The sequence below is a fragment of the Bacillus sp. FSL K6-2841 genome, from assembly GCF_037976435.1.
Classification (GTDB): Bacteria; Bacillota; Bacilli; order Bacillales; family Bacillaceae; genus Bacillus; species Bacillus pumilus.
Window position 1 is genome coordinate 1451308 of sequence record NZ_CP150266.1, and the last position, 17835, is coordinate 1469142.

Annotated in this window: 21 protein-coding genes; 17 read left to right on the top strand and 4 right to left on the bottom strand. The window is 41.9% G+C overall.

What is annotated here, in order from left to right:
- Window positions 1-9: 9 nt before the first annotated feature.
- Window positions 10-933, bottom strand: a complete 924-nt coding sequence (locus tag MHH68_RS07215; protein WP_058014073.1) for a heme A synthase — start codon at window positions 931-933, stop codon at window positions 10-12.
- Window positions 934-1326: 393 nt separating this feature from the next.
- Here MHH68_RS07215 and cyoE point away from each other — a divergent pair, with 393 nt between their 5' ends.
- The 6 genes from cyoE (at window position 1327) to ctaG (ending at window position 7493) form a co-directional block, all read left to right on the top strand.
- Window positions 1327-2244, top strand: a complete 918-nt coding sequence (gene cyoE, locus MHH68_RS07220; RefSeq protein ID WP_003211774.1) for a heme o synthase — start codon at window positions 1327-1329, stop codon at window positions 2242-2244.
- A gap of 278 nt (window positions 2245-2522) precedes the next feature.
- A complete protein-coding gene (coxB, locus tag MHH68_RS07225) occupies window positions 2523-3590 on the top strand; it encodes a cytochrome c oxidase subunit II (RefSeq protein ID WP_058014072.1) in 1068 nt (355 codons plus the stop codon).
- 170 nt (window positions 3591-3760) lie between these two features.
- Complete coding sequence (ctaD, locus tag MHH68_RS07230) at window positions 3761-5632, top strand: cytochrome c oxidase subunit I (RefSeq protein ID WP_044142010.1); 1872 nt, start codon at window positions 3761-3763, stop codon at window positions 5630-5632.
- Entirely contained in the window at window positions 5629-6252 is a 624-nt protein-coding gene (gene ctaE, locus MHH68_RS07235; RefSeq protein WP_088001578.1) for a cytochrome c oxidase subunit III, read from the top strand. The genes ctaD and ctaE overlap by 4 nt, the downstream gene beginning before the upstream one ends.
- A 2-nt stretch (window positions 6253-6254) precedes the next feature.
- On the top strand, window positions 6255-6584 hold the full coding sequence (ctaF, locus tag MHH68_RS07240) for a cytochrome c oxidase subunit IVB (RefSeq protein WP_003211520.1): 330 nt from the start codon (window positions 6255-6257) through the stop codon (window positions 6582-6584).
- Between the two features lie 30 nt (window positions 6585-6614).
- The gene (gene ctaG, locus MHH68_RS07245) at window positions 6615-7493 is read left to right on the top strand and encodes a cytochrome c oxidase assembly factor CtaG (protein WP_061407707.1); all 879 of its coding nucleotides are present in this window, start codon (window positions 6615-6617) and stop codon (window positions 7491-7493) included.
- Between the two features lie 31 nt (window positions 7494-7524).
- On the opposite strand, the gene MHH68_RS07250 is transcribed toward ctaG, so the two are convergent.
- Window positions 7525-7890 (bottom strand): YugN family protein, encoded by a 366-nt coding sequence (locus MHH68_RS07250; protein ID WP_106029745.1) that lies wholly within the window; start codon window positions 7888-7890, stop codon window positions 7525-7527.
- 161 nt (window positions 7891-8051) lie between these two features.
- On the opposite strand from MHH68_RS07250, the gene MHH68_RS07255 reads away from it, so the two are divergent.
- The 9 genes from MHH68_RS07255 to coaD all read left to right on the top strand — a co-directional run bounded on the left by MHH68_RS07255 (window position 8052) and on the right by coaD (window position 13113).
- Window positions 8052-8474, top strand: a complete 423-nt coding sequence (locus MHH68_RS07255) for a CBS domain-containing protein (RefSeq protein ID WP_044142103.1) — start codon at window positions 8052-8054, stop codon at window positions 8472-8474.
- A gap of 124 nt (window positions 8475-8598) precedes the next feature.
- Window positions 8599-9642: a CAP domain-containing protein gene (locus MHH68_RS07260; protein ID WP_058014069.1), complete on the top strand. Its 1044-nt coding sequence runs from the start codon at window positions 8599-8601 to the stop codon at window positions 9640-9642.
- A 109-nt stretch (window positions 9643-9751) separates the two neighbouring features.
- Window positions 9752-10165 (top strand): YlbD family protein, encoded by a 414-nt coding sequence (locus MHH68_RS07265; protein ID WP_058014068.1) that lies wholly within the window; start codon window positions 9752-9754, stop codon window positions 10163-10165.
- Between the two features lie 19 nt (window positions 10166-10184).
- Window positions 10185-10433: a YlbE-like family protein gene (locus MHH68_RS07270; protein WP_058014067.1), complete on the top strand. Its 249-nt coding sequence runs from the start codon at window positions 10185-10187 to the stop codon at window positions 10431-10433.
- A gap of 72 nt (window positions 10434-10505) precedes the next feature.
- Complete coding sequence (locus tag MHH68_RS07275) at window positions 10506-10913, top strand: hypothetical protein (RefSeq protein ID WP_306012104.1); 408 nt, start codon at window positions 10506-10508, stop codon at window positions 10911-10913.
- A gap of 57 nt (window positions 10914-10970) precedes the next feature.
- Window positions 10971-11420, top strand: a complete 450-nt coding sequence (locus MHH68_RS07280; RefSeq protein WP_007499807.1) for a YlbF family regulator — start codon at window positions 10971-10973, stop codon at window positions 11418-11420.
- Window positions 11421-11486: 66 nt separating this feature from the next.
- The gene (locus tag MHH68_RS07285; RefSeq protein WP_003212137.1) at window positions 11487-11759 is read left to right on the top strand and encodes a YlbG family protein; all 273 of its coding nucleotides are present in this window, start codon (window positions 11487-11489) and stop codon (window positions 11757-11759) included.
- A 280-nt stretch (window positions 11760-12039) separates the two neighbouring features.
- Complete coding sequence (gene rsmD, locus MHH68_RS07290; RefSeq protein ID WP_339165782.1) at window positions 12040-12627, top strand: 16S rRNA (guanine(966)-N(2))-methyltransferase RsmD; 588 nt, start codon at window positions 12040-12042, stop codon at window positions 12625-12627.
- Window positions 12628-12630: 3 nt separating this feature from the next.
- Window positions 12631-13113, top strand: coding sequence for a pantetheine-phosphate adenylyltransferase (gene coaD / locus MHH68_RS07295; RefSeq protein WP_044142001.1), 483 nt, complete (start codon window positions 12631-12633; stop codon window positions 13111-13113).
- A 13-nt stretch (window positions 13114-13126) separates the two neighbouring features.
- Here the strand turns inward: coaD and ylbJ are convergent, their stop codons facing one another.
- On the bottom strand, window positions 13127-14335 hold the full coding sequence (gene ylbJ, locus MHH68_RS07300; RefSeq protein ID WP_339165676.1) for a sporulation integral membrane protein YlbJ: 1209 nt from the start codon (window positions 14333-14335) through the stop codon (window positions 13127-13129).
- Between the two features lie 158 nt (window positions 14336-14493).
- Between ylbJ and MHH68_RS07305 the strand changes: the two genes are divergently transcribed.
- Complete coding sequence (locus tag MHH68_RS07305; RefSeq protein WP_268497798.1) at window positions 14494-15273, top strand: patatin-like phospholipase family protein; 780 nt, start codon at window positions 14494-14496, stop codon at window positions 15271-15273.
- A gap of 4 nt (window positions 15274-15277) precedes the next feature.
- Window positions 15278-16306: a SepM family pheromone-processing serine protease gene (locus MHH68_RS07310; protein WP_058014061.1), complete on the top strand. Its 1029-nt coding sequence runs from the start codon at window positions 15278-15280 to the stop codon at window positions 16304-16306.
- A 238-nt stretch (window positions 16307-16544) separates the two neighbouring features.
- On the opposite strand, the gene MHH68_RS07315 is transcribed toward MHH68_RS07310, so the two are convergent.
- Window positions 16545-17789 carry a nucleotidyltransferase gene (locus MHH68_RS07315; protein WP_058014060.1) on the bottom strand — a complete coding sequence of 415 codons (1245 nt, stop codon included), beginning with the start codon at window positions 17787-17789 and terminating at the stop codon, window positions 16545-16547.
- Between the last annotated feature and the right edge of the window lie 46 nt (window positions 17790-17835).

The window sequence follows — 17835 nt, forward strand, 5'->3', positions numbered from 1 at the left end:
TACAAATTCTTATTTGAATGGTTCTTTGCTTTCATATTTAAACCGGGCAATAAGTAAGCAGAAGTAACAGAGTACGCCAAACAAACCGGAAATAAATAATGAATGAGCTAGCGCGTAACCAAGTGCGAGATGAGAATACACAGACATCACACCTGAAATCGCTTGAAGTGTAATAAGAATGGCTGAAATAATCCATCCATAATACAGCTGCTTCTGTTCTTTATAATGTTTCATGGCATGAAACATCGCAACAAATATCCAGACGAATAAAAGAAGTGCTGCTGCTCTGTGAGACATTTGCACCCACTGATTAAAGTACGCTGGAAGTGCACCGTCTTTTGAACAAAACGGGAAGACAGAGCAAGCAAGACTTGACTTTGTATGCCTCACATAAGCACCCGTGTACACCACGATATACGTATAGGTGATCAAACCATAAATATGAAACTGCATTTTTTTGCCGATATGAAGCGGCTTCACAAGCTTTGTTTCAGATCGGGTTGCCTCGAATACAAGTAGCGCAAGCAATAACACTGAAGCAAAAGAAATGAGTGAAATACCGAAGTGCAGAGCCATGACAAGTGCGTTGGAACCAAACACGACGGCAAGAGCCCCTAACAGCGCTTGTAGCAGTAAGAATATAATCGACATGATGACCAAAAATTTGGTTTCACGGAATACTGGACTAATCTTTTTCCAGCATAAGACCGCCAGTGCCAAGACAAGAATGGTTGAAACCCCTGTTGACATGCGGTGACTCCATTCGATGATGGAAGCAGGGTTCATTTCAGGGAAGAAACGACCGTGGCAAAGGGGCCACTGCCTGCCGCAGCCAAGACCCGAGCCGGTTTTCGTCACAAGCGCACCGCCAATCAAAACGATCAGCATCACAAACGTTGTGATCACGCTCAATAACCTTAAAGCAAATTTCATCAAATTATTTCACCTTCTCTAAAAAACTTCTGATTTAAATGAAAAACCTCACATGCTCTCAAGTTTAAGCCAAATGCGTGTTCTGTTGCAATTCATAATGACCAAAGTTCACAAAAAAATGATATGTTAGTTCACAAAGTTTACAGATTTAGAGTGCTTGATCTTTCTTTCACAGTCTGATAGAAATAGAGGAGAGAATATTTCATTTTGCACCGCCTTCTGAAACACAGATAAATCCTAATAAATTCACGAAAAGTTCACAAATAACTTCGAGATTGTCGTTTATTATTTAATAGGATGTTTTTTTACAGCTGTTTATCTTGTATGATAGAGTTGTAACGAATTTACGTTTCATAGTTCGTTTGAAGGTTTGGGTAAGGGAGGTTATACACATTGGCAAATTCCAAAACAGCCGCGGAAGCAGCTATTCATGGACAAATAGAAGAAACAACAGCTTGGAAAGATTTTCTTGCTCTGATTAAAATGGGCATCGTCAATTCCAATTTCATTACGACATTTACTGGAATGTGGCTTGCTTTTTATTTTACAGGGATGAGTTTCCTTGGGAATCTAGATATTGTGCTGTTAACAATGATTGGTTCTTCTCTTATTATTGCCGGTTCATGCGCCATTAATAATGCGTTTGACCGTGATATTGATATATTAATGGAAAGAACAAAAACAAGACCGACGGTTACAGGTAAGATTCAGCCGGGGCAAGCGTATGCATTTGGTATTTTGCTTGTTGTACTTGGACTCATCATGCTTCTGATGACAACCATAACATCAGCAGTGATTGGATTTATTGGAGTCTTTACTTATGCGGTTCTTTACACCATGTGGTCTAAACGTCATTACACCATCAATACCGTTATTGGAAGTGTGTCTGGTGCAGTGCCGCCATTAATCGGCTGGACAGCTGTCACAGGTACAATCGACACAACGGCTTGGGTTTTGTTTATGATTATGTTCATTTGGCAGATCCCGCACTTCCTGTCACTTGCGATTAAGAAAACGGAAGATTACCGTAAGGCAGGTATTCCAATGCTGCCAGTCGTTTATGGCTTTGAAGTCACGAAACGCCAAATCATCATTTGGACAGCATGTCTTCTCCCGCTTCCATTTTTCTTAGGTGGATTAGGATGGCCGATTGTCGCACTTGGCACATTGCTGAATATTGGATGGCTTGTCATTGGCCTTATGGGCTTTAAAATGAAAGACGTCATGAAGTGGTCAACGCTCATGTTCGTTTATTCATTAAATTACTTAACCATCTTTTTCGTTGCGATGATTATTATTACACTATTCTAGAGTAAAATACACTTTGATCACATCAAAACAAGGCTATATCTTATAACACAACATTTTCTAACAACTATGAAAGCCGCCTGATATTCAGTTCTATTTAGGCGGCTTTCTGTTTATACATAGATGGTATTTTGAGTAAAAACATCATTTTTTTATGAAAAGAGGAAATGTAAGTGCTTTTATAAGAGGCGGGGGTTATGGATGGGTGAAAAGTGATTTTATAAATAAGAGGTAAAAAGCGAAAGGCAAAGGAGATCAAGCAAAAGGGGTTGGGACAAATTATGATAAGAAAATGGCGTGTTTATTCACTGTTTCTCTTATTGACGCTCGTTTTGGCGGGCTGTGGTGAACCATACTTATCAACACTCAAACCAGTTGGGGAAGTAGCAGATAAACAATTCTTCCTAACGGTACTGAGTACACTCATTATGGTTCTTGTCGTCATTGTTGTATCGATCATTTTCTTTTACGTCATCATTAAATTCAAACGTTCTAAAGTGGGAGAAGATACGATTCCAAAGCAGGTGGAAGGAAACCGTAATCTAGAAATTACGTGGACAGCGATTCCGATTCTTCTCCTCATTATTCTCGTTGTGCCTGTTGTGGCATACACGCTTGAGCTTGGGGATACAAGCGCTATGGATAAGAAAAAACGAGATCCTGAAAAGACACTTGTTGTCAATGTAAGAGCCAGTTTATATTGGTGGGAATTCGAATACCCTGATTATGGGATTGTCACAAGTCAGGAATTGATTGTACCAACAGATCAAAAGGTCTACTTTAAATTGAAAGCATCTGATGTGAAACACTCTTTCTGGGTTCCATCGGCTGGCGGTAAAATTGATACAAACACAGACAACGAAAACAAGTTTTATTTAACCTTTGATTCAAAACGAACGAAAGATGCAGGGGAATATTTCTACGGGAAATGTGCGGAGCTTTGCGGTCCTTCACATGCTTTAATGGACTTTAAAGTTAAAACGCTTTCTCAAGATGAGTTTTTAGGATGGACGAAAAAAATGGCTGATTACAAGAAGCCTACATCCACAAAAGATCTCGCCCTTGAAGGTGAAAAATTATTTAAAGAGAAAAACTGCTTGAGCTGTCACGCAGTAGAGCCTGGGGACGAACGGCCGGAAGCGGCAAGGACAGCACCAAACCTTGCAACCTTCGGAGAGCGAACAAAAGTAGCTGGAATTAAAGACATGAACAAAGAAAACGTGAAAGCATGGCTGAAAGATCCAGAGAGCTTTAAACCAGGAAATAAAATGACAGGGACGTACCCTAAATTAAATGACTCAGAAGCAGATGCACTTTATGAGTATTTAAAAGAACTTAAAATCCAGTAAATTCGAATGCAAATGGGCAAGAGGGTATGTAATCGATGTGAAGTTTTTGTTAAGAGCTCCCGAATATGTCTCTACAACCAAGAAGTAGCCATCTGTCAGACACAGTCTGTGTAAAGTTAAAATAGACATCTATATGAAAAGGGGCAAATGGGAGATAAGAGGGGGATTTCATGGTGAGTACAATAGCTAAAAAGCGGGGGTTTGGCGCTGTCTTATGGGATTACTTGACGACGGTTGACCACAAAAAAATTGCCGTACTATATTTAGTGGCAGGGGGATTTTTCTTTTTAATTGGCGGCCTGGAAGCGATGATAATCCGTATTCAGCTAGCCATCCCTGAAAATGATTTTGTAAGTGCAGGGTTTTACAATGAAGTCATGACGATGCACGGAACAACGATGATTTTCCTTGCAGCGATGCCGCTTTTATTTGCATTAATGAATGCGGTTGTACCTATTCAAATTGGTGCACGTGACGTAGCATTTCCGTTTGTGAATTCACTTGGTTTTTGGCTGTTCTTTTTCGGAGGAATTTTCTTAAACCTTGGATGGTTTATGGGCGGGGCACCTGATGCAGGTTGGACTGCATACGCTTCACTCACGCTGAATTCAGAAGGACACGGCATGGATTTCTATATTTTAGGGTTGCAGATAGCGGGTATTGGTACGCTAATTGCCGGAATCAACTTTCTTGCAACGATTATTAATATGAGAACGCCTGGTATGACGTATATGAGAATGCCGCTCTTTACTTGGACGACATTTGTCGCTTCAGCACTGATTTTATTCGCATTCCCGCCGCTTACAGCAGGGCTTGCAATGCTGATGCTTGATAGAATGTTTGATACGAGCTTTTTCAATCCAGAGCTCGGCGGTAATACAATCATCTGGGAGCATTTGTTCTGGATTTTCGGACACCCAGAAGTTTATATCTTAATCCTGCCAGCATTCGGAATATTTTCTGAAATCATTCCAGTGTTTGCAAGAAAAAGGCTGTTTGGCTATTCGTCGATGGTGTTTGCGACTGTATTGATTGGTTTCCTTGGATTCATGGTGTGGGCGCATCACATGTTCACAACAGGACTTGGTCCGATTGCCAATGCAATCTTTGCTGTAGCCACAATGGCGATTGCGGTGCCGACAGGAATTAAAGTATTTAACTGGCTGCTCACCATATGGGGCGGTAATGTGAAGTTTACAACGCCGATGTTGTATTCCGTTGCCTTTATACCGTCATTTTTACTTGGCGGGGTAACCGGCGTCATGCTTGCAGCAGCTGCAGCAGATTATCAGTTCCATGATACGTACTTTGTTGTGGCGCATTTCCACTACGTCATTATCGGCGGGGTGGTATTCGGTATTTTAGCTGGTGTGCATTACTGGTGGCCGAAGATGTTTGGAAAAATACTAAATGAGAAGCTTGGGAAAATTAGCTTTGTGCTATTTTTCATCGGTTTCCATTTAACCTTCTTTATTCAGCATTTCCTCGGTCTTTGGGGCATGCCGCGCCGAGTCTTTACATTCCTGCCAGGTCAGGGGTTAGACCTTGGGAACTTGGTCAGTACGATTGGGGCGCTGTTTATGTTTGTAGCTGTTGTCATCCTGCTGATTAACGTCATCTGGACGACAGCGAAAGGGGAGCGTGTATCGGGCGATCCTTGGGGAGACGGAAGAACGCTTGAATGGGCAGTGTCTTCACCTCCGCCAGAATATAACTTTAAACAGTTGCCACTTGTCAGAGGACTAGATCCATTATGGATTGAAAAAATGGATGGTAAAAAAGGAATGACAGCATCTGAACCGCTCGATGATATTCACATGCCGAATAATTCCATCTTACCTGTCATTATCTCATTCGGTCTATTTGTGTCAGCGTTTGGCTTCATGTATCGTCAAGAGCACAGCTGGGGACTTCCAGTGATTCTCATTGGTCTGGGCATTACATTTGCAACCATGCTGGTTCGCTCTCTTAAAGACGATCATGGGTACCATATTCACAAAGAAGATCTGACCGATGACGATGATAAAGGGGTGAAAGCATAATGGAACCACAAAAAATGACAGCAGAAACTTTTCCGGCTTCTCCTGAGAAAGCCACTTTAGAAGGAAAGAATAAGTTCGTCGGGTTCTGGTTGTTTCTTGGGGGAGAAACTGTTCTGTTTGCATCGCTCTTTGCCACATATTTGGCGCTGAAAAACTCTAATGCAGGCGGAGCAAAAACAACTGATATGTTTGATCTCACACTTGTCTTTATTGCCACGATGCTTCTACTGACGAGCAGTTTAACGAGTGTGTATGCAATGTATCATATGAAAAACTTTGCCTTTAAAAAGATGCAGCTTTGGCTTGGTGTGACTGTGCTATTAGGTGCTTCATTTCTAGGGGTTGAGATTTATGAGTTCTATCATTATGTGCATGCGTATGATTTTACCATTACCAGCTCAGCTCTTGGTTCCTCCTTCTATACTCTTGTAGGAACTCACGGGGCTCACGTCGCCTTCGGACTTTGCTGGATTACCGCTCTTATGATTCGAAATATGAGACGCGGACTCGATTTATACAATGCGCCAAAATATTATGTGGCAAGTCTGTATTGGCACTTCATTGATGTTGTGTGGGTCTTCATCTTTACCGTTGTATATTTAATGGGAATGGTGGGATAAGAATGGGAAATAAAAACACAAATCAGTCTAAAGTCGATCTTGTATACCGTAAAAAGAAAAATGCCGAAGAAATGAAGCATCAGCTCATTTCTTTCGGCTTGATGATTGGATTAACCTTTGTTGCCTTTTTAACAATCGCTTCCGAAGATGTTGGAAACTGGTTCGCAGTACCATTTATTTTACTGCTTGCCGTTATTCAGGTGGCTTTTCAGCTTTATTATTTTATGCACATGAACCAAAAAGGGCATGAAACACCCGCATTGTTTCTTTACTCAGGTGTGTTTGTCGCGTTTATTACCGTATTAGCCTTTTTGACCATTATATGGTGGTAGGCCCGCTTTGCCCTTGAAGGAGGCGCAGCAATGGAGAACTTAGAGATATTCGGATTTCGGGCATTATGGAGCCCTTACTATTTGACTAGTATTGTCATAGCAGCTGCTCTTTATCTGCTTCTTGTGACAAAGGGGAAGCATCGTGCGACGGTAAAAGAGAAAACGTTGTTTCTGACGGGGCTTGTTCTGTTATACGCCGTAAAAGGAAGCCCAATTGATTTAATGGGGCATATTATGTTTAGTGCACATATGGCGCAAATGGCGGTGCTCTATTTAGTCATTCCGCCTCTCCTTATTACAGGATTACCTGCGGCCATTTGGGAGCGGATCATCCAAACACCAGGCATTCAGCAGATGTTTCGTTTGTTTACCAAGCCTTTAATTGCATTGCTCGGGTTTAACGGTTTGTTTTCGATGTACCATATCCCGCTTGTGTTTGATTTTGTGAAAACAGATCCGTTTTATCATGCGCTGATGACAGTGGTCATTTTTATTGCTGCCTTTTTCATGTGGTGGCCGCTCGTTCATAAAGTCCAAAGTCAGCCTCAGATTACAGGCATTTTAAAGCTTGGTTATATTATGGCAGACGGGATATTAATGACTCCTGCATGTGCACTCATTATGTTTAGTGAGACACCGATCTATGCAACCTATTCTGATGCTGGTGCTTGGATACAGGCGCTGCATCTCTGCGTACCAAGTGATACGCTGGCAGGTCTTGCGCTCACAGGTCCTGAAATGTTCCATACCTTGCCGCTGCTAGAAGACCAGCAGCTAGGCGCGATTTTGATGAAAATTATTCAGGAGATTGTGTACGGCTCAATCCTTGCTGTTGTCTTCTTTGACTGGGCAAGAAAAGAAAGAGCGAAAGATGCCGTACCAGATGCGCTGATTCCGAAATATGAATGAAAAAAGCACAGCCATATGGCTGTGCTTTCGTTTATGCTTCTGCTGTCATTGCTTCTAGTTTTTCTTTCAGCTGTTCAAGCGTTTTTTTGCTTGATTGAATGAGAGACTTAGGGAAATCTTCGCCTTCGCCATATTCAACACCGTGCGGATAATAATGTTTTCCGAGTAAAGGTGTGAGAAGCTGTATGTGTGCTCTTTTTGAACCAACATCTCCTTCGGTGGCGTAGCCGGAAATCCGTAAATAAAAGGTTCCCTCTACCATGTTATACTTTCTGTCGTACGTCACACGCTCATAATCCCATTGATCGGCTCGTACAAATCCTTCACTTTCCATGATGAAATCTAATTTATTTAAGTCAGCTGCTACCTTTTCAATCCCCGTACCTTCAAACTTCACCCAAAACCCCTCCTTATAAAAATTCCCTTTACTGACAATCATAGTATGAAAGCGTTAAACTTTCAACTGTGAAAGGTATGTTCTTTTATAACCTGGTTACAGTAATAAAGAAAATAACAGATGGAGGAATCAACGTGAAAACGAAAAAAATAAAAGATATTATGACAAAAAAAGTAGTGACATGTCAGCAAGATGACAATACGTATGAAGCGGCAGTCAAAATGAGAGACGCAGACATTGGGGCCATTCCGGTGGTGAACGGAGATCAGCTCGTTGGTATCGTGACAGACCGTGACCTTGTACTCAGAGGTATTGCAGAAAAAAAGCCAAACTCACAGGAAGTAGGCTCGCTGATGACGAAGGAAGTACTGACAGCAGAAGAAGATGCAACGCTTGAAGAAATTGTCCGGCTGATGTCAGAGCACCAGCTCCGCCGCATTCCTGTTGTGAAAAACGGTGCATTAACTGGGATTGTCGCTCTTGGAGATTTATCCGTCGAAGATTTATCGAATGATCGCGCAGGAGATGCACTGACAGAAATCTCTCAACAGGATCAAGATCATGGGCAAGGATTTCTTCATTAAGAGGGGCATATTTTAAATTCGTGTTAAATAGGCTGTATTGTCGTTGATAAATGAAGCGAGTTTTGTTTAAATGACAGTAGAAGGTACTTTTTTTGTACCTTGCCAATTTAACGGAGGTGTTTATTTGAAAACTGTGCTCAAAACACTCCTCATCCTCCTGATTATATCTGGAACGTACGTTCTGTTTATTCAATATGGATCTTCACCAGAAAAAGAAAACAGCAATGAACCGAAGGTGTCTAATGAAGAAACATCTAGCGATAAGCCGATCAACATCCCGAAAAAGGGGCTCATGTCCTTTATGGGAAAATCTTCAAACGAAGTGCTTAAACAGCTGGGAGAACCAGATCGCATTGATCCTTCCGCATATGATTATGACTGGTGGATATACAATCAATCGAAGAAGCACTATATTCAAGTAGGGGTAAAGGATAGTAAAGTGGTGACATTATTTGCAACAGGAGACGGACTCAATGTTGAACCATTTAAAATCGGTCAAGCCACCAGTGAGGTATTTAAAAAAACACAAATTGCACCTTACATTCATGTAGAGGATGAACAAAATTCATACCGCTTTGAATTCTCAGAAGATGATATGAATACAAGGCCCACCGTGAAAGTGGACGATGATGTATATGTTCAGCTTTACATGGATAAGTTTGAAAGCACCCTTTCAAGTATCAGGGCGTTTAACGCAGATACATTTGTGAAACAAAAGCCATACGAAGTCGTCTATCGTGGTCAATTGATAGAACCAGAGGCAATATCGGGTGAAAAATGGAAAGAGATCGAAGCTTCCAGTCAAAAACAAATTTTTGATATGACCAATATTATTCGTCATAAGTACAAACTGCCGACCTTAAAGTGGGATGATGAAACCTCTGAAGTGGCATTCATGCATAGTGAGGACATGAAAGAGAATCATTATTTCTCCCATGAATCTAAAAAGTACGGTACGCTGAAAGACCGATTAGAAAGAGGCGAGGTGGCATTTCAACTCGCAGGTGAAAACATTGCCTATAATTATGTAGATGGACCTGCAGCTGTAGAAGGCTGGCTCAATAGTGAAGGTCATAGAAAGGCGTTGTTAAATAAAGATTACTCACACCTTGGCGTCGGTGTGAAAGAAAAATACTACACCCAAAACTTCATCAAAAAAACATCTTAAACGAAAACAGCTGCATCATCGCAGCTGTTTTTTTGTTTCAAAAAAGAGGCTCACCAAAATAACTGCTGGTGTATATAGTATAGTAGGCATTTGTATGGGGGGTGAGGATATGACAAACAAGCAAAAACAAACATCCATTGATGAATTTAAACAATTCGTCAGACGCCATCCGAAGTTAATTCAAGAAGTGCAAACGCAAGAAAAAAGCTGGCAAAGTGTATACGAAAATTGGGTCATGTTTGGTGAGGAAGATGAGATGTGGTCTCCTTACCGGCAAACGCAATCTGAGGACGTGAAAGAAGAAAAAGCTTCAAAGCCAAGTGAATCTGGAAAAGCAGATTTTATGTCTAAAATGGTTTCTGCTGTGAAAAAAATGGACGCTGAACAAATGAATGAACAAATCAACAAAATGAGCCAGTCTATTTCCTCTTTACAAAGCTTACTCGGACAATTTTCATCAAATGGCTCGAAGAAAGGTTCATCTGGAGGCAGTCAGCACCCATTCTCCTTCAGGAAAGATTAATTGAAAGGGGATGCTTTTGGTGAGGAAAGAAGTACAGGAGTTTGTCATGGCCGAAGAGGAACGAATCAAATTCATCAGACAGCGTCCTCTCTGGTACAGACAGCTGACTCGACATCCTGATAAGCTATCGTCCTTTGAATTAGATAAAATGAATTTTTACGAAAAAACCATTCCTCATCGTGTGAGTCAGTTGAGTAACAGTGTCCAAATGGCTGAAATGATGATTCAAATGTTCCAAGCAATGCGCAATCAAAATGGAGCCGGGTGAGGCTTTTTTGAGTTGATTAAGATGTCTATTTCCTGAGCATCCTATAAAAGTAGATGAAAGGAGAATCAGATGATGAAATGGATGCTGTCAATGTGCGCATTGCTTTTTCTTGTCACCGGGTGTCAAAGTCAACATGAAGAGAAGCAAATCACGAAGCAAGATCCAGCTGTACCAGTGATGCAGCAAGCCGAAAGTGAAATGAAGCAGCAAGGCTTTTTTAAATACAAAGTGCAGGGGTCTTCAGTCTATATAGAAAGTACACTTCAAGATTTTCATCTTGAGTCTACGCGACTAAAAAAAGATGAGAAGGCGGGATATTTTACAGTGTATGTAGACGGAAAACGTGCAGGCAATGAGTATACTGCTGCATTTGTGGTCAAGCATCTTTCAAAAGGAAAACATAAAATCACCGTTGTGCTCAATTCTCGTCATCCAGAATATAGGCAGAAAAGAGAGACATGGGATGTATTTGTGACGTAAAAGCATTTTCTGATCCATAGGTTTCGTGGTAAACTATGAATTGGAGGTGCAACATTTATGTATGCGACAATCGAATCTGTGGAGCTCCAAGAGGAAGCAAATCAATTGGCTGCCATGATTCTTCAGTCGGAGGAGGCTGAACATTACCGCAACTGCTTTAAGCGTCTCCAGCAAGACGAAGAAGCCCAACAAATTATTGCCCATTTTACAAAAGTAAAAGAGCAATATGAGGATGTGCAGCGGTTCGGCAAATACCATCCGGACTATAGAACGATCTCAAAGGAAATGCGTGAGGTCAAAAGAAAGTTAGATCTTCACGATACAGTGGTTGATTTCAAAAAAGCAGAAACAGCGATTCAATCCATCTTAGATGAGATTAGTATTGAAATCGGTCAAGCTGTATCAGCATATATCAAAGTTCCAACAGGGAACCCATATTTTGATGGTCTATCATCATGCGGCGGTGGCTGTGGATCTGGTGGCAGCTGTGGCTGTAAAGTATCTTGACGAGACTTGAATGTCTCGTCTTTTACATAATAACTGAAAAGAATTGAAAAAGCGGCAGGTGAAAAGATGGAAACCAAACGTCAAGGGATGGTCGTTTGGCTGCATTCGTTAAAGCAGTCAAAGGCGCTAAGAAAATTTGGAAATGTTCACTATATTTCAAGGAAAATGAAATATGCAGTGATCTATTGTGATATGAATGATCTCGAGCGCCATATGGCTAAGCTCAGCTCATTGCCATTTGTGAAGCGTGTTGAACCTTCATATAAACCTTTTATTAAACTAGAGTACGAATCCAAATTGGACAAAGCAAAAGAGTATGATTATAAAGTGGGCTTTTAAAGACACAAAAAAACCCCCGCGGCATCACCCGCGGGGTCCTTCTATTCTTAATGATTCATTAAGGAGAAGGCAAAGGGAGAGGAGAAACCGGAGGAAGAACTTATGGGGAAACGTAAGTCTTCTCCGCGGTTGGCAACAGCACCACATCAGATGCTGTTATAAGTAGTATGACCCCGCTTTCCTTGATCTATACATAGAAAATGAATGAAAGTCCGCGCATTGTCCCTTGCGGAGTGTTGTGGTAAGATAATGTTGGATTTTTTGTCTTACACAATAACCAATAGAAGCAAGCAGAAAAAGTGGTGGAAAAATGAGAGTCATCTCTGGAACGAGAAAAGGCCGCACACTTAAAGCGGTACCAGGTCAATCAACAAGACCGACGACAGATAAAGTGAAAGAATCGATATTTAATATGATCGGCCCGTATTTTGATGGCGGATGGGCGCTTGATTTATTTGCGGGAAGCGGTGGTTTAGGGATTGAAGGGCTTTCTAGAGGATTCGATCACTGCATATTCGTTGATCGAGATATGAAGGCGATTCAAACGATAAAAGGAAACCTCAATCAATTGGAGCTGATTGATCAAAGTGAAGTGTTTCGAAATGAGGCAAAGCGTGCACTCGCTGCCGTTGTGAAACGAGAGGAATCCTTTCAAGCGATCTTTCTTGATCCGCCTTATAAAGATCAACAGCTGAAAGCACTTCTTGACATGATTGACGAGCATGCCTTATTAACAGATGACGGAGTGATCGTGTGTGAGCATGATAAGGATGTCACACTGCCAGAGGAAGCTGGACAGCTTTACATATCAAGACAGGAACTGTACGGGTTGACTGGTATTACGATCTATAGAAAGCGGGGAAATTAAAGCATGGGGAACATAGCCGTTTGTCCGGGTAGCTTCGATCCAGTCACATTGGGCCATTTGGATATCATCAAAAGAGGTGCAAAGATCTTTGATGAAGTGTATGTATGTGTACTAAATAACTCATCCAAGAAACCGTTATTTACCGTTGAAGAACGGTGTGAGCTTATTCGCCAAGCGACGAAGGATCTGCCAAATATCAAAGTTGAATCCTTTCACGGTCTGCTTGTTGATTATGCGAAACAAAAAGAAGCCAAAGTCATTTTACGCGGATTAAGAGCTGTGACAGACTTTGAATATGAAATGCAAGGCACATCAATGAATAAAGTGTTAAACGATGACATTGAAACATTTTTCATGATGACCAACAATCAATATTCCTTCTTAAGCTCAAGCATTGTCAAAGAAGTAGCGAAATATGATGGTTCAGTCAAAGACCTTGTGCCAAAAGAGGTAGAAGAAGCGCTGATAGAAAAATTTAAAGGATGAGTGCACCGTGCACTCATCCTTTTTTTAATTTCTGATAGTATAGCGCCGTGTACAAGATCAAGCTGCATAGCGTGATCAAAGGGCCAGCTGTCACAAGCTGATTCCAAAGCACACTGCTGTACATGACGACCTGCTGGCTTGCTTCAAAGGCACCTGCTGGAAGAGCTATGTCAGATCGAGAGATATAAAGAGGCTTGAACAATAAAAAGGCAAAAATAGCTGCATAAATCCCGTGGAGCAAACGAGCGAAGAAGAATGGTTTAAAGCGTATATCTGTTGCCGCCAGAATGCCGGCGACCTGAGCTTGAACAGAAAACCCGCTGAATCCTAATATAAAGCTGACGACAATCGTTTTAGCAAGAAGGGTGACTTCCTGTGACCCTGTCAGCTGACTTCCTAACGTGATTTCAAATAAACCGGCAATCATCGCAAGATCTAATTCTGGCGGAAGATGCATCGTTTGCAGCATATATCCGATCCCTATGGATAAGAGATCCGTCACATGAACAACTGATAACATTTTGCTAAAAACAGAAAATAAGATAATAAAGCCGCCAATCATAAAGAGTGTTTGGACTGATGACATGACCGCATCACTTAAAATTTGGCCGAGCGGCCTTTTCTCTGCGAGTCTTGCTGTATGAAGAGCACTGAATGCCTCTTGAAACGGTGGGAATAAAAATCGCTTACCGCTTCTCAGATGTGCATCTTGCCGCGCTTTATATCCCCGCATCGTCACACCAACAGCGAGATTCCCTAAATAATGTGCGCAGGCCAAAACAATTCCTAATGCTGGATGATGAAAAAAACCAACAGCCACCGCACCGAAAATAAACAATGGGTTCGATGAATTTGTAAAAGAAACGAGGCGCTCTGCTTCGATTTGTGTCAGTTGTCCTTCCTGTCTGAGCCTTGTGGTCAATTTCGCACCAGAAGGAAAGCCTGATGCCATTCCCATCGCTAGGACAAACCCGCCTACACCAGGCACTCGAAAGATGGGACGCATAAATGGCTCTAATAATACCCCGACAAATCTGACAATCCCGAAACTAATTAATAGCTCGGACAAAATAAAAAAAGGAAGCAATGATGGAAATACAACCTCCCACCACATTGCAAGTCCATTTTTAGATGCTTGCAAAGAGGCTTGTGGATGTGTAATCACAGTGGCTGTTAAAAAGATAAAAAAAGCAGCGATGAACAGAGTGTTCCATTTTTTCATGGAGATTTCGCCCCTTGCCGTTATGATCTATTGGCGAGCTCGTGATCAAAAAAGAAAGAAACTAGCCGAGCCTGTCTTCTATTACTATACGAGCATAAGGGGCATGTTTAGACCAATAGATTCGTATATATGCATAGAAAAGAGGAGGGTGGATTTTCATGAAGCGACCAGTCATCGGGCTTGCGTTAGGCTCTGGGGGTGCGAGGGGAATGGCACATATCGGAGTTTTATCTAGTCTTGAGAAACAAGGTATTCAGGTAGATATGATCGCTGGCAGCAGTATTGGCGCACTTGTTGGGAGCTTTTATGCGGCAGGACAAGACGTAGAAAAAATGAAAAAACTTGCACTTGTCTTCAGAAGAAAGTATTATGCTGACTATACACTGCCAAAAATCGGTCTTTTAAAAGGAAATCGAATTTTGCAGCTGATTCACACGTTTACATATGGGAAAAAATTCGAAGAATTAAGAATGCCCCTTTCGGTGGTTGCTTGTGACCTCGAGACAGGGGAGAAGGTCGTGTTTAAAAAAGGGTCTGTCTCACAAGCAGTCAGAGCAAGCATCAGCATTCCGGGCGTGTTTGTTCCTCATGAAATGGGCGGCAGACAGCTAGTGGATGGAGCGGTTGTGGACCGCATTCCTGTGTCTGTTTTAAAAGATATGGGTGCAGACCTCATTATCGCCTCTGATGTATCAAGGGTGAAAAAAACAGAAAAGGCGACGAGATTATCGGATGTCATTATGCAAAGTTTGGACATCCTTCAAAATGAATTGGTCCGTCATCAAACCATTCACGCTGATGTCATGATTCGGCCGAGGCTTGAAACATTTAGCTCGAGTGCGTTCACGCAGGTGCAGGAGATGATTGAAGCAGGTGAGCTCGCCGCAGATCAACTAACAGGTAAACTGAAAGATGTCATTGATAAATGGGAGTGTTAATCGAATGAAAAAATTGAATATTCGCTGGCTCAGCTTTTTTGTCGTTATCCTTGTATTATGTGGTTTAACCTTTGTCAAACTGCCATATTACGTGACAAAGCCGGGTGATGCAACCGAGATTGCTCCCCACATTCAAGTAGACGGCGGATATGACGAGAAGGGCAGCTTCTCTCTTATGACAATTAAAGTAGGTCCAGCCAATCCGTATACGTATTTGCTTGCGAAAATGAATAAATATGACGAAATCGTCCCAGAAGAAAATATGAAAGCGGACGGGGAGTCGGATCAAGATTATATGAAAAGGCAGCTTCAGCTGATGAAAAGCTCTCAAGAAAATGCCATGATTGCAGCATATACAAAAGCAGGAAAAAAAGTAGATTATACGTTTAACGGCGTATATGCAAGCTACGTGATGAAAGGAATGCCTGCTTACGGCAAAATTGAGGTAGGCGACCGAATCAAAAGCGTTGATGGCAAGACCTATGATTCTGCTGATAAAATGGTTTCGTATATCAGCAGCAAAAAAGCAGGTACACCTGTCCGTTTTATCCTTGAACGAAATGGCAAAGACATTACGGAGAAAGTGACGTTAAAACCATTTAAAGAAGAGCCGAATCGAGTTGGAATTGGCGTATCATTATTTACAGACCGAAATGTGAAAGTCTCACCGTCCATTAAGGTGGATATTGAAAATATCGGCGGACCGTCAGCGGGTCTTATGATGTCACTTGAAATTTATAACCAGCTGACAAAAGAAGACGAAACACATGGCTACGCGATTGCAGGAACGGGAACGATTGATGCCGATGGAACGGTCGGTCCAATTGGCGGAATCGATCAAAAGGTCGTGGCGGCAGATAAAGCCGGAAAAGATATATTCTTTGCACCGAACGATAAAGGTGATCCAAACTCAGACTACCGAAATGCTGTCAAAACAGCAAAAGATATTAAAAGTGATATGAAAATTGTGCCTGTAGATACAATGCAAGATGCGCTGAACTATTTAAATAAATTAAAAGAGAAAGCATCTTAATCAAAAAAGAGCAGCCTTCATAAAGGCTGCTCTCAGCATGTAGACAAACCCTTGCATTCTTTGTCAGGACTGCGTGCCGGTGCTCGCGAATGTCAAATTCGCTCCGCTCCGGTACTCGTCCTTCCTAGACTTCAAAGGTTTTCTATCATGCTGAAAAGAAGACAAAGGACTAAAATAAAGATCATTTTAGCCCTTTGTCAACGATATGGAGCAGCCTTCGTAAAGGCTGCTCTTTTTGTTAAGACTGGAAGAGACCAGTCTCTTCATCATATCGGATCGGTGAGGTTTTAAATTCCGCTTCCGTTAAGTTCGTTTGCATTGGTTCACTAACGGGCAGGCTGAAAACGCGGGATGCGCGTATATCAAGATCAAGAGCGGGATGTGAAAAGGCAGACAGTTTACTGACGAGCGGCACGTCCAATTCTTTTTTCACAAGAGATAAGTATTGCTGCCCTTTCTTTGACATACCAAGTAACCGAATATAAGGTGCTTTTTTCTCTTTCAGCAGCTCATGCATGGCATTCTTTTTCACCCTCATTAAGAGATGTGTATTCATCCGCTGCAGCCTTGTCCACGTATAGCGTTTTGTTTTCACAAGTGATAGATATTCCTCGTAGGAGGACGCATGTGTAATCGCTTTTTGCATGCGGTGTTCGATGCCTTCTTCAATTTCATAGATGCCTTCTAGTTCTGCCGTATCCATTGTGTGAAAGACGTGTTTTAAGAAGCTAAAGTAGGCTTCTTGAGTATGTAGAAGACCATATGAAGAATGATAGTCATGTAATTGCTTGAGCGTAGCATTTGGGAGATAAGGGGCGACTGTTTCAAATGCACCATGATCTTTTAAGGCTTTTCGTATACTTGTTGCGCTTGCGATTTTCTGATTTTCAGGTAGTTCTTCATCATGATAACCAGATGAAATCCTTTGAGAGGTAAAGGGCTGCATGTGAGGGGATCGCTCCATGATGGCTTTGACATAATGGAAACCTAAAATGTTATTGGGCCGAGACAGATCCAGTAAGTGCTTAGGATCAATCACCTCTTGAAACGCAGCAGCAGCAGCTGCTGGATAACTAAGGCCTTCTTTCACCTTTTCTTTTGTGAAAAAGTCAATTTCTTCTTTTTTCTCATGCCAAGCACGAGCTGTTCGCTCAAATGCTTTGATGTCACCATCCTCGCTGCCGAAAAAAAGGGAGCGGCATTTTAAAGCATCTAGAATCGCCACAGCACCGTTTGCAAAGGTTTCTGCCTTTTGCACTGCGTATATGTATGGAAGCTCACACACAATGTCTACACCGTTTTGCAGTGCCATTTTTGTCCGCGCCCATTTTGAGACGATGGCAGGCTCACCGCGCTGGAGGAAGGGACCGCTCATAACGGCAATGGCAACATCTGAGGAGGTATGTGTTTTCGCCTGACGAACATGATAGGCATGTCCATAATGAAATGGATTATACTCGACAACGACTCCTGTTGCTTTCAATAGATGTTCCGCCTTTCTTGCTATGGTTAAATGGTCTATGCTACAG